Below are 12,016 nucleotides of genomic sequence, written 5' to 3'. Positions count from 1 at the left end.
CTCAGGCCTCGACCGTGCCCGCGTACATCTCGGTCACCGCGTCGGCGTAGGTCCGCTCGACCACCGGGCGCTTGATCTTCAGGCTCGGGGTCAGCTCGCCGTGCTCGATGTCCAGGTCGCGCGGGAGCAGGGTGAACTTCTTGATCGTCTGCCAACGCTGCAGGTCGCCGTTGAGGCGCTGCACGAAGCCCTCGATCAGCTGGTTCACCTCCGGGGAGGCCACCACCTCGGCGTAGGATCGGCCCGCCAGGCCGTGTTCGGCGGCCCACGGCATGATCACCGCTTCGTCCAGGCCGATCAGGGCGGTGCAGTAGTTCCGGCCGTTGCCGATCACCAGGATGTTGCTGACGAACGGGCAGACCGCCTTGAACTTGCCCTCCACCTCGCTGGGCGCGACGTACTTGCCGCCCGAGGTCTTGAACATGTCCTTCTTGCGGTCGGTGATCCGCAGGTAGCCGCCGTCCAGCTCGCCGATGTCACCGGTGTGGAACCAGCCGTCGGCCTCCAGCACCTCCTCGGTCTGCTCGGGCAGGTTGTGGTAGCCGCGCATCACGCCGGGACCCTTGAGCAGGATCTCACCGTCCTCGGCGATCCGGACCTCGGTGCCGGGCAGCGGCTGTCCGACGGTGCCGACCCGGTAGTCCTCCTGCCGGTTCACCGTGGAACCCGCACTGGTCTCGGTCAGGCCGTAGCCCTCCAGCACCGGCACGCCCGCTCCGGCGAAGAAGTACCCGATCTCGGGGGCGAGCGCGGCGCTGCCGGAGACCGCACCGCGCATCCGGCCGCCGAAGGCCGCCCGGATCTTCGCGTAGACCAGCTTGTCGGCCAGCCTGTGCTGGATCGTCAGGCCGAACGGGGCGGTGTTCTGCCCGGTGGCGATCCGGTTGGCCTGGGTGGTCCTGGCGTACTCCCGGGAGACCTTCGCGGCCCAGAGGAAGATCTTGTACTTGGCGCCGCCCTCGGCCCTGGCCTTGCCCGCGATGCCGTTGTAGACCTTCTCGAAGATCCGCGGCGCGCTGGCCATGATGGTGGGGCGGATCACCGGGAGGTTGTGGATGATCCGGTCCACCCGGCCGTCCACCGCCATCACGTGGCCGGTGGCGATCTGGCCCGAGATCAGCGTCTTGCCGAACACGTGCGACAGCGGCAGCCACATGAACTGCACGTCGTCCGAGCGGAGCAGGCCGCTCTCCTGCTGGGCCACGCCCTCGTACGCCCAGCAGTCGTGCACCAGGCGGACGCCCTTGGGGCGGCCGGTGGTGCCCGAGGTGTATATCAGCGTGGCCAGTTGCTCGCGGTCGAGCGCCGCGACCGCCTTGGTGACCGCGTCCGGGTGCTCGGCCAGGTGCGCGGCGCCGCGCTGCTCCAGCTCCGCCAGCGACAGGATCTCCAGGCCGCCGGTCTCCTCGTCGCCGGTCGGGGCGTCGAACAGGATCACGGTGCGCAGCTCGGGCAGCTCGGCGCGGCGGGCGACCACCTTGGCCAGCTGGGCGGCGTTCTCCGCGAACATCGCGCGGCTGGCCGAGTTCGCCAGGATGAAGGCGGTCTCCTCGGCGTTGGTGCTCGGGTAGACCGTGGTGGTCGCCGCACCGGCGCACATGTTGCCGAGGTCGGCGACGATCCAGTCGATCCGGGTGGACGAGGAGAGCGCGACCCGGTCCTCCGGGCCGATGCCGAGCGACATCAGACCGGCCGCCACGGCCGCCACCCGCTCCGCGGTCTGCGCCCAGGTCAGCGAGCGCCACTGCTCGGCGCCGGGGGCGCCGTCGGCCGCGTGCTCGTCCACGGGGACGGGGAACCGGTAGGCCTCACCGTTGGGGGTGGCCTCGACGCGGCTGAGGAAGAGGTGGGCCACCGAGGGCGGGCGCCGGTCGATCGTGGACTGCGCGGAACTCAACGAGGACCTCCGGGGGGCGGGTGGCCGAGGGTGGAGCGCGGTGGCGTGGGGGCCTGCCTACCGGCTGTTGGTTAACCAGCGAGTAACAAGCTGGCAATCAGCAGCCTAGGGGCTCGAAGGCCGATCCGTAAGGGGGTGAAATGAGCTGGCACCCCGACCGGCGCGGCGTGCAAAGACAGTACAAAACCGCGGGGTCGAGCCACCGTAAACCCCCACACGGCGCGCCGGAAGCCCGAAAATGGGGTGCGACTCCCCCCGCCGACAACGAAAGTGTCACGGTGCTGATCAAACTTCTGCGGGCTCATCTGGGCCCGTACTCCCGGCCCATCACCCTGCTGGTGCTGCTCCAGCTCGTCTCGACCATCGCAGCGCTCTACCTTCCCGCTCTGAACGCCGACATCATCGACAACGGCGTGGTGAAGGGCGACACCGGACACATCCTGGCCCTCGGCGGCGTGATGATCGGCGTCACCGTCGTCCAGGCGCTCTGCTCGGTCGCCGCCGTCTTCTTCGGCGCCCGGACCGCGATGGCGATCGGCCGCGACATCCGGGCCGCCGTCTTCGACCGGGTGCAGAGCTTCTCCGCCCGGGAGCTGAACTCCTTCGGCGCGCCCTCGCTGATCACCCGCACCACCAACGACGTCCAGCAGGTCCAGATGCTGGTGCTGATGGGCTTCACCCTGATGGTGGCGGCGCCGATCATGTGCTTCGGCGGCATCCTGATGGCGCTCAACCAGGACGTGCCGCTGTCCGCGCTGCTGCTGGTCGTGGTGCCGGTGCTGGGCGGTGTGGTGACCGTGCTGGTGCGCCGGCTCCGGCCGCAGTTCCGCACCATGCAGACCCGGATCGACACGGTGAACCGGGTGCTGCGCGAGCAGATCACCGGTATCCGGGTGATCCGCGCCTTCGTGAAGGACCGTCACGAACAGGATCGTTTCGCCGGTGCCAACACCGAGCTGACCGACGTCTCGCTCAAGGTCGGCCGGCTGCTGTCCTTCATGTTCCCCAGCGTCATGTTCGTGGTGAACGTCTCCAGCGTCGCGGTGATCTGGTTCGGCGCGCACCGGATCGACTCCGGCGGCATGGAGATCGGCGCGCTGACCGCCTTCATCTCCTACCTGATGCAGATCCTGATGAGCGTCATGATGGCCACCTTCATGTTCATGATGGTGCCGCGCGCCGAGGTCTGCGCCGAGCGGATCCAGGAGGTGCTGGCCACCGACAGCAGCGTGGTGCCGCCCACCGACCCGGTCGGGAAACTGCTGACCCGGGGTCAACTTGAGCTGCGCGCGGTTGAGTTCCGCTACCCGGGCGCCGAGGCCCCGGTGCTGCGCGGCATCGACCTGGTCGCCCGTCCCGGCCAGACCACCGCCGTGATCGGCTCCACCGGCAGCGGCAAGTCCACCCTGCTCGGCCTGGTGCCCCGGCTGTTCGACGCCACCGGCGGCCAGGTGCTGCTGGGCGGCGTGAACGTCCGCGACCTCGACCCGGTGCTGATCGCCGACACCGTCGGCCTGGTCCCGCAGAAGCCGTACCTGTTCTCCGGCACGGTGGCGAGCAACCTGCGCTACGGCAAGCCGGACGCCACCGACGAGGAGCTCTGGCGCGCGTTGGAGGTGGCCCAGGCCAAGGACTTCGTGGAGCAGCTGGCCGAGGGCCTGGACGCGCCGATCGCCCAGGGCGGCACCAACGTCTCGGGCGGCCAGCGCCAACGGCTGGCGATCGCCCGGGCTCTGGTCAGCCGCCCGCAGGTGTACCTCTTCGACGACTCGTTCTCCGCACTGGACTACGCGACCGACGCCAGGCTGCGCAAGGCGCTGGCCCAGGAGACCGCCGACGCGGCGGTGCTGATCGTGGCCCAGCGGGTCTCCACCATCCGGGACGCCGACCGGATCGTGGTGCTCGACGAGGGCGCCGTGGTCGGCAGCGGCACCCACCACGAGCTGATGACCGACAACCCGACATACCGGGAGATCGTGCTCTCCCAGCTCACCGAGCAGGAGGCGGCATGAGTACCTCGGCCAACGGGGCCACCCCGAAGAAACCCCAGGCGGAGAACTCCCAGGCCGCCGCCGCACGGCGCGGACCGGCCGGCCCCGGCCGGTTCATGGGCGGGCAGGCCACCGAGAAGTCGCTCGACTTCAAGAACTCCTCCAAGCGCCTGCTCGGCATGCTCCGGCCCGAACGCCCTCTGCTCCTCGGCGTGCTGACGCTCGGTGTGCTCAGCATCGGCCTCGCGGTGACCGGCCCCCGGGTGCTCGGCAAGGCCACCGACCTGATCTTCGCGGGCGTGGTGGGCCGGCAGACCCCCTCCGGGATCGACAAGTCCCAGGTGCTCGACGGCCTGCGGCAGAGCGGCCGGGGCGGCGTCGCCGACGTGCTCGGCGCGGTCGACTTCGTCCCCGGCCAGGGGATGGACTTCGGCGCGATCGGCACCGTGCTGTTCTGGGCCCTGCTGCTGTACGTCGGCTCGGCCGTGTTCGGCATCCTCCAGGGCAGGCTGGCCGCCTCCGCGATCAACCGCGCGGTGTACCGGCTGCGCGAGGACGTTGAGGCCAAGTTGTCCCGCCTGCCGCTGAGTTACTTCGACAGGCAGTCGCGCGGCGAGGTGCTCAGCCGGGTCACCAACGACATCGACAACATCGGCCAGTCCATGCAGCAGACCATGGGCCAGGTGGTGAACTCGCTGCTCACCATCGTCGGCGTGCTGGCGATGATGTTCTGGATCTCCCCGCTGCTCGCGCTGATCGCGCTGATCTCGGTCCCGCTCTCGGTGGTGGTCGCCACCAAGGTCGGCAAGCGGGCCCAGCCGCAGTTCATCACCCAGTGGAAGACCACCGGCACGCTCAACGCGCACATTGAGGAGATGTACACCGGCCATGCCCTGGTGAAGGTCTTCGGCCGCCAGCAGGAGGCCGCGGAGACCTTCCGCCAGGAGAACGACGCGCTGTTCGCGTCGAGCTTCCGGGCCCAGTTCATCTCGGGCACCATCCAGCCCGCGATGATGCTGATCGGCAACCTCAACTACGTGCTGGTCGCGGTGGTCGGCGGTCTGCGGGTGGCCAGCGGCGCACTGTCGATCGGCGACGTGCAGGCGTTCATCCAGTACTCCCGGCAGTTCAGCCAGCCGCTCACCCAGGTCGCCAGCATGGCCAACCTGGTGCAGTCCGGTGTCGCCTCCGCCGAGCGGGTCTTCGAGCTCCTGGACGCCCCCGAGCAGTCGGCCGAACCGCTCTCTCCCGAGCGGCCCGAGGAGCTGCGCGGGCTGGTCTCCTTCGACGGCGTCTCGTTCCGGTACGACCCGGAGAAGCCGCTGATCGAGGACCTGTCGCTGAAGGTCGAGCCCGGCCACACGGTGGCCATCGTCGGCCCGACCGGCGCGGGCAAGACCACCCTGGTCAACCTGCTGATGCGGTTCTACGAGACCACCGGCGGCCGGATCACCCTGGACGGCGTGGACATCGCGGCGATGTCCCGGGAGGAGCTCAGGGCCGGGATCGGCATGGTCCTCCAGGACACCTGGCTGTTCGGCGGCACCATCGCGGACAACATCGCGTACGGGGCCGAGGGCGCGACGCGGGAGGCCGTGGTCGAGGCCGCGAAGGCCGCCCACGTGGACCGCTTCGTACGGACCCTGCCGGACGGCTACGACACCCGGATCGACGACGAGGGCACCGGGGTCAGCGCGGGCGAGAAGCAGCTGATCACCATCGCCCGGGCGTTCCTGGCCCAGCCGTCCATCCTGGTGCTGGACGAGGCCACCTCCTCGGTGGACACCCGGACCGAGGTGCTCATCCAGCGCGCGATGGCCCGGCTGCGGACCGGCCGGACCAGCTTCGTGATCGCGCACCGGCTCTCCACCATCCGGGACGCGGACGTGATCCTGGTGATGGAGGGCGGCTCGATCGTGGAGCAGGGATCGCACGAGGAGCTGATCGCGGCGAAGGGCGCCTACGCGCGGCTGTACGCGGCCCAGTTCAGCGAGGCGGTCGCCGAGGTCGACTGAGACCGAGGGGGACGGCGACGGCGAGGCGGAAGTGCCTAACCACGCACACGGGCGGCGGCCACCGCCGAGCTTGCCGTCGCCGTTCCCCGGCCCCCTGACGGCTGACGTCCGGAGCGCAGCGCCCCCACGGCGGTGCTGCCCAGGGCGATCGCCATGCCCAGAAGCTGAAGGGGCGTCAGGGACTGGCCGAGCGCGATCCAGCCGATGACGGTGGCCGAGACCGGGCTGAGCAGGCCGAGGAAGGCAACCGAGGAGGCGGGCAGCTTGCCGATGCCGCGGAACCAGAGCCAGTACGCCACCAGGGTGTTGGGGACGGCAAGGTAGAGGTAGCCGAGCAGGTTGGTGCCGGTCAGGGCGGGCGGCATGCCCTCCACCGCGAGGGCGACCGGAAGCAGCAGCAGCCCACCCGCCGTCAGCTGCCAGCCCGTCATCGCCAGCGGGCCGACACCCTCGGGGCGGCCCCAGCGCTTCGTCAGCACGGTGCCGACCGCCATCACCCCGGCTCCGGCCAGACCGGCCAGTACGCCGATGGTGTCGAGTCGGGCGGTGGCCTTGAGGACCACCAACGCGACCCCGAAGACTCCGGCCAGCCCGGCCAGCAGGCTCCGCCCGCCGGGCCGCTCCCCGAGCAGCGGGAGCGCCAGCCCGGCGGCGAGCAGCGGCTGCACCGCGCCGAGCACGCCCGCGACTCCGCCGGGCAGGCGGTACGCCGCGACGAACAGCATGGCGAGGAAGAGCCCGATGTTGAGCGCGCCGAGCAGCGCCACCTTCCACCACCAGCTCCCCTTCGGCAGCCGCCTGGTGACGGCCAGCAGGATCAGCCCGGCGGGCAGGGCGCGGAGGGTGGCGGTGAGCAGCGGCCGGTCGGGCGGCAGGTACTCGGTGGTGACCAGGTAGGTGGAACCCCAGGCGAGCGGGGCCAGCGCGGTGAGGGCGAGGGCACCTTTGGAAGTCGGAAGCATGTAAGTAACTTAGCACTAAGCTACTTGCAGTCAAGCTTCTTTCTCGTGGCAGACTCTCCCCATGGACAGCACCCCCCGCCCCGACCCCGTGGACGCGATCACCGCCCAGTGGAACCGGGTCCGTCCCGACCTCCCCACCGACGCGATGGCGGTGTTCGGCCGCATCTTCCGGATCTCCCGGGTCATCACCGACCGGCTCGGCCAGGTGCACGCGCAGCACGGCATCGGCAAGGGCGAGTTCGACGTCCTGGGCACGCTGCGCCGCTCCGGCGAGCCGTACACGCTCTCGCCCCGCGAGCTGACGGCCACCCTGATGGTCACCACCGGCGGCATGACCGGCCGGCTGGACAAGCTGGAGCGGGCCGGGCTGGTCAGCCGCTCCCCCGACCCGAACGACCGCCGGGGCCTGCGGATCACCCTCACCGAGGCCGGTCTCGCGCTGGTCGACCGCGCCGTCGGCCCCGGCGTCGCGATCTACGAGGAGACCCTGGCCGCCGCGCTCACCCCCGAGGAGGCCGCCACCCTGAGCGATCTGCTCCGCCGCCTGCTCGCCGCCTCCGGAGGCTGACCGGCTACGGTGTCGGGGTGATTGACGACAGGTCAGGAGTCGACGAGTTCGAGGCGCTCCGGCGCTATCTGGGCTCGGTCGCGTACCGGTTGCTGGGATCGGTGAGCGACGCGGAGGACATCCTCCAGGAGGCGTGGCTCCGCTGGCGCGCCACCGACCGGAGCACGGTCCAGGAGCCGCGCGCCTACCTCACCACCGTCGTCACCCGGCTCTGCTACGACCAGCTGGGCTCGGCCCGGGTGCGCCGGGAGGCGTACTACGGCGAGTGGCTGCCCGAGCCGCTGGTCGCCGAGGAGAACGCCCCCGACCGGCTCGCCGAGCTCGGCGAGGAGGTCTCGCTGGCGCTACTCGCCGTCCTGGAGGAGCTCACCCCGGCCGAGCGGACCGCCTTCGTGCTGCACGACGTGTTCGCGGTCGGCTTCGAGGAGATCGCCGGCTCACTGAACCGCACCCCGGACGCCGCCCGGCAGCTGGCCTCCCGGGCCCGCCGTCGGGTCCGCGAACGCGGCCACCGGGGCCGGGTCGATCCGGCGGCGCACCGCCGGGCCGTGGACGCCTTCGCGGCGGCCGCCGCCAGGGGTGACCTCCAGGCTCTGCTGGCCGTGCTCGACCCGGACGTGGTCTGGCACTCCGACGGCGGCGGTGTGGTCAGCGCGGGCTCCCGCCCGGTGTTCGGTGCCGACAAGGTCTCCCGTCTGGTGCGCGGCCTGACCACCAAGTGGCTCGGCCCGGACAGCGGCTACCTCGCCAGCCCGGTCCTGGTGAACGGCGAACGGGGCCTGGCCTGGCACGACGCCGAGGGCCGGATCGCCGGCGTGCTGGCGTTCCAGGTGACCGACGGGCGGATCGCCGCCGCGTACGTGGCGCTCAACCCGCAGAAGCTGACCCATGTGACGCGGCTCACTGTCACAGACTGACCGGCTGTCTCGTCCACCTCCCGAAAGCACCAGACACGCTTCGCAGGAGGACGAGATGACCGCTCAGCAGCAGCACATCGTCGTGATCGGCGCCGGCTACGCGGGCCTGGCGGCGGCCACCCGGATCGGCAGGAAGCACCGGGTCACCCTGGTCGCGCCGGAGAGCCGGTTCCTGCACCGGGTCCGCCAGCACGAGACCGCGGCCGGGCTGCCCGAGCACCGCCCGGCGCTGGCCGAGGTGGTGCGGGGCCGTCAGGTGACCCACCGCCAGGCCCGGGTCACCGAACTCGACCTGGCCGGGCGGAAGGTCTTCCTGGACTCCGGCGAGGCGCTGACCTACGACACCCTGGTGTACGCGCTGGGCAGCAGGACCGCCCTGCACGGCATCCCCGGCGCGGCCGAGCACGCCTACCCCGTCGAGCGGGCCGCCGAACTGGCCGAGCGGATGCGCACCGCCGCGAGGCCCGGCACCGTCGCGGTGGTCGGCGGCGGTCCGACCGGCATCGAGCTGGCCGCCGAGCTGGCCGAGGCGCACCCCGCCTGGCAGGTCCGGATCGTGGCGGCCGGCCAGGTCGGCGGCTGGCTCTCGGCCAAGGGCCGGGCCCACGTCCGGAAGGTGTTCGGACGGCTCGGCGTCCAGGTGCACGACCGGTCGGCCGTTACCGCCGTGACCGCGGCCGGCCTCCGCACCGACCAGGGCACCCTCGACGCCGACCTGGTCGCCTGGGCCGCCTCGATGGAGCCCCGCGAGCTGGCCGCCGAGACCGGACTGACCGTCACCCCCGACGGCCGCGCGGTGGTGGACCAGTACCTGCGCTCGGTCTCCCACCCCGAGGTGTACGTGATCGGCGACGCCGCCCAGGTGGTGGTCGAGGGCGTCGGCGAGCTGAGGATGAGCTGCGCCACCGCCCAGCCGATGGGCGTCTATCTGGGGAAGCTGCTGACCGGGCGCACCGACAGGCCGTTCGGCTACGGGTACGTGATCCACTGCCTGAGCCTGGGCCGCAAGGACGGCCTGGTCCAGCTGGTCCACAAGGACGACTCCATGAAGCCGAAGGCCGTCACCGGGACCGCCGCCCGCCTGGTCAAGGCCGGGATCGTCAGCGGCGTCCTGTGGAACCTGCGCTGACGGCACGACGAAGGGCCCGGTCCGTGGACCGGGCCCTTCGTCGTGACCGACCTACTTCTTCTCGCCCTTGGGAGCGTCCGCGTCGGTGGACAGCGCGGCGATGAAGGCCTCCTGCGGGACCTCCACGCGGCCGACCATCTTCATCCGCTTCTTGCCCTCCTTCTGCTTCTCCAGCAGCTTCCGCTTCCGCGAGATGTCACCGCCGTAGCACTTGGCGAGCACGTCCTTGCGGATCGCGCGGACCGTCTCACGGGCGATCACCCGGGAGCCGATCGCGGCCTGGATCGGCACCTCGAACTGCTGGCGGGGGATCAGCTTCTGCAGCTTGCCCGCCATCATGACGCCGTAGTTGTACGCCTTGTCCTTGTGCACGATCGCGGAGAACGCGTCCACCGCGTCGCCGTGCAGCAGGATGTCGACCTTGACCAGGTCGGCGGTCTGCTCGCCGATCGGCTCGTAGTCGAAGGAGCCGTAGCCACGGGTCTTGGACTTCAGGTGGTCGAAGAAGTCGAAGACGATCTCGGCGAGCGGCAGGGTGTAGCGGAGCTCCACCCGGTCCTCGGAGAGGTAGTCCATGCCCTGGAGGTTGCCGCGGCGGCCCTGGCAGAGCTCCATGATCGCGCCGACGAACTCGTTCGGCGCCAGGATGGTGCCCTTGACGACCGGCTCGTGCACCTCGGCGATCTTGCCGGTCGGGAACTCGCTCGGGTTGGTGACGATGTGCTCGCTGCCGTCCTCCATCACCACGCGGTAGACCACGTTCGGCGCGGTGGAGATCAGGTCGAGGTTGAACTCGCGCTCCAGCCGCTCCCGGATGATCTCCAGGTGCAGCAGGCCGAGGAAACCACAGCGGTAGCCGAAGCCGAGCGCGACCGAGGTCTCCGGCTCGTAGACCAGCGCGGCGTCGTTCAGCCGCAGCTTGTCCAGCGCGTCGCGGAGCAGCGGGTAGTCCGAACCGTCCAGCGGGTACAGGCCGGAGAACACCATCGGGCGCGGGTCCTTGTAGCCGCCCAGCGCCTCGGTCGCACCCTTGTGCATCGAGGTGATGGTGTCACCGACCTTGGACTGCCGGACGTCCTTCACACCGGTGATGATGTAGCCCACCTCGCCGACGCCCAGGCCGTCCGCGACCTTGGGCTCGGGCGAGATGACGCCGATCTCCAGCAGCTCGTGGGTCGCGCCGGTGGACATCATCGCGATCCGCTCGCGCTTGGTGAGCTGGCCGTCGACCACTCGGACGTAGGTGACCACGCCGCGGTAGGAGTCGTAGACCGAGTCGAAGATCATCGCACGGGCAGGGGCGTCCTTGACGCCGACCGGGGCCGGGATCTTCTCGACCACGTGGTCGAGCAGCTCCGGCACGCCGAGGCCGCTCTTGGCGCTGACCTTGAGCACGTCCTCCGGGTCGCAGCCGATGATGTGCGCCAGCTCGGCGGCGTACTTCTCGGGCTGGGCGGCCGGCAGGTCGATCTTGTTCAGCACCGGGATGATCGTGAGGTCGTTCTCCAACGCCAAGTACAGGTTGGCGAGGGTCTGCGCCTCGATGCCCTGGGCGGCGTCCACCACGAGGATGGTGCCCTCGCAGGCGGCGAGCGAGCGGGACACCTCGTACGTGAAGTCGACGTGGCCCGGGGTGTCGATCATGTTCAGGATGTGGGTCGTGCCGGTGTTCTCACCAGTCTTCGGCGCCCACGGGAGGCGGACCGCCTGCGACTTGATGGTGATGCCGCGCTCGCGCTCGATGTCCATCCGGTCGAGGTACTGGGCGCGCATCTGCCGGGGGTCCACCACGCCGGTGATCTGGAGCATCCGGTCGGCGAGGGTGGACTTGCCGTGGTCGATGTGGGCGATGATGCAGAAGTTGCGGATCAGCGCCGGGTCGGTACGGCTGGGCTCTGGCACATTGCTGGGGGTCGCGGGCACCTTGGTCCGATTCTCCGTTGGTCCGGGGGCCGGGCGCTCCGGCTCGGCACTGACGGCGCCGAGCGGCTTCCCGGGACCGGACGGTCTCGTCCGATCGAAATGGTTCCTGCCATCTTCCCACGAGCCCGGACCGGCGCGGTGTCCAGCTCTTCCACTGGGCGGCCGGGGTGCGGCAGGATCGACTCCCATGATCCTGGAGAGCGCTCTGCTGGACGTCCGCCCCGGCCTGGAGCAGGAGTTCCTCGCCGCGTTCACCGAGGCCAGGCCGCTGATCGCGGTCCAGCGCGGCTTCCGCTCGCTGGAGCTGCGCCGCTGCCTGGACCAGGGCCGGAGCTCGCGCTTCCTGCTCCAGGTGGAGTGGGAGACCCTGGCGGACCACACCGAGGGCTTCCGCCGTTCGGCCGAGTACGAGCGGTGGCGGGAGCTGCTGCACCGCTTCTACGAGCCGTTCCCCGAGGTCGAGCACTACGGCGAGGCGCTGCTCACGGCGTAGGGCCTGCCTCCTCCGGTTTGGGGGGAGGGTGGGGCCTTTGGTAGCGTTGGCCGCTGCACCTGGCACCGGCATGCCCTCTCAGCCTGCCGCGCCCGGCGCAACCCGTTCAACTCTCGACTCA

General features: G+C 70.6%; 9 protein-coding genes. 6 read left to right on the top strand and 3 right to left on the bottom strand.

Annotation, left to right across the window (positions count from 1 at the left end):
• Nucleotide 1 precedes the first annotated feature (1 nt).
• Complete coding sequence (locus ACKUU6_RS22455) at nt 2-1,897, bottom strand: AMP-dependent synthetase/ligase (RefSeq protein WP_407990345.1); 1,896 nt, start codon at nt 1,895-1,897, stop codon at nt 2-4.
• 278 nt (nt 1,898-2,175) lie between these two features.
• Between ACKUU6_RS22455 and ACKUU6_RS22450 the strand changes: the two genes are divergently transcribed.
• Both ACKUU6_RS22450 and ACKUU6_RS22445 read left to right on the top strand, forming a co-directional pair.
• Nucleotides 2,176-3,909, top strand: a complete 1,734-nt coding sequence (locus ACKUU6_RS22450; protein ID WP_407990344.1) for an ABC transporter ATP-binding protein — start codon at nt 2,176-2,178, stop codon at nt 3,907-3,909.
• On the top strand, nt 3,906-5,903 hold the full coding sequence (locus ACKUU6_RS22445; RefSeq protein WP_407990343.1) for an ABC transporter ATP-binding protein: 1,998 nt from the start codon (nt 3,906-3,908) through the stop codon (nt 5,901-5,903). The genes ACKUU6_RS22450 and ACKUU6_RS22445 overlap by 4 nt, the downstream gene beginning before the upstream one ends.
• A 35-nt stretch (nt 5,904-5,938) precedes the next feature.
• Here ACKUU6_RS22445 and ACKUU6_RS22440 read toward each other — a convergent pair whose 3' ends face one another.
• The gene (locus ACKUU6_RS22440; protein ID WP_407990342.1) at nt 5,939-6,865 is read right to left on the bottom strand and encodes an EamA family transporter; all 927 of its coding nucleotides are present in this window, start codon (nt 6,863-6,865) and stop codon (nt 5,939-5,941) included.
• 61 nt (nt 6,866-6,926) lie between these two features.
• Between ACKUU6_RS22440 and ACKUU6_RS22435 the strand changes: the two genes are divergently transcribed.
• The 3 genes from ACKUU6_RS22435 to ACKUU6_RS22425 are packed head-to-tail and all read left to right on the top strand — an operon-like array spanning nt 6,927 to nt 9,479.
• Nucleotides 6,927-7,433, top strand: coding sequence for a MarR family winged helix-turn-helix transcriptional regulator (locus ACKUU6_RS22435; RefSeq protein ID WP_407990341.1), 507 nt, complete (start codon nt 6,927-6,929; stop codon nt 7,431-7,433).
• A gap of 17 nt (nt 7,434-7,450) precedes the next feature.
• On the top strand, nt 7,451-8,350 hold the full coding sequence (sigJ, locus tag ACKUU6_RS22430; RefSeq protein WP_407990340.1) for an RNA polymerase sigma factor SigJ: 900 nt from the start codon (nt 7,451-7,453) through the stop codon (nt 8,348-8,350).
• 55 nt (nt 8,351-8,405) lie between these two features.
• Nucleotides 8,406-9,479, top strand: a complete 1,074-nt coding sequence (locus tag ACKUU6_RS22425; protein WP_407990339.1) for an NAD(P)/FAD-dependent oxidoreductase — start codon at nt 8,406-8,408, stop codon at nt 9,477-9,479.
• A 51-nt stretch (nt 9,480-9,530) separates the two neighbouring features.
• On the opposite strand, the gene lepA is transcribed toward ACKUU6_RS22425, so the two are convergent.
• The gene (gene lepA, locus ACKUU6_RS22420; RefSeq protein ID WP_407990338.1) at nt 9,531-11,402 is read right to left on the bottom strand and encodes a translation elongation factor 4; all 1,872 of its coding nucleotides are present in this window, start codon (nt 11,400-11,402) and stop codon (nt 9,531-9,533) included.
• 187 nt (nt 11,403-11,589) lie between these two features.
• Here lepA and ACKUU6_RS22415 point away from each other — a divergent pair, with 187 nt between their 5' ends.
• Entirely contained in the window at nt 11,590-11,895 is a 306-nt protein-coding gene (locus ACKUU6_RS22415) for an antibiotic biosynthesis monooxygenase family protein (protein ID WP_407990337.1), read from the top strand.
• Nucleotides 11,896-12,016: the final 121 nt, after the last annotated feature.

It is taken from the genome of Kitasatospora sp. CMC57 (assembly GCF_045866025.2).
Taxonomy (GTDB): domain Bacteria; phylum Actinomycetota; class Actinomycetes; order Streptomycetales; family Streptomycetaceae; genus Kitasatospora.
The sequence above is the reverse complement of the archived record's forward strand: the minus strand, read 5'-3'. Positions and strand labels throughout refer to the sequence as shown.

Bases quoted from the DNA above. Each gene is read 5' to 3' on its own strand.
- ACKUU6_RS22445 (WP_407990343.1), top strand. From the start codon at position 3,906: ATGAGTACCTCGGCCAACGGGGCCACCCCGAAGAAACCCCAGGCGGAG.
- ACKUU6_RS22440 (WP_407990342.1), bottom strand. From the start codon at position 6,865: ATGCTTCCGACTTCCAAAGGTGCCCTCGCCCTCACCGCGCTGGCCCCG.
- ACKUU6_RS22435 (WP_407990341.1), top strand. From the start codon at position 6,927: ATGGACAGCACCCCCCGCCCCGACCCCGTGGACGCGATCACCGCCCAG.
- ACKUU6_RS22425 (WP_407990339.1), top strand. From the start codon at position 8,406: ATGACCGCTCAGCAGCAGCACATCGTCGTGATCGGCGCCGGCTACGCG.
- ACKUU6_RS22415 (WP_407990337.1), top strand. From the start codon at position 11,590: ATGATCCTGGAGAGCGCTCTGCTGGACGTCCGCCCCGGCCTGGAGCAG.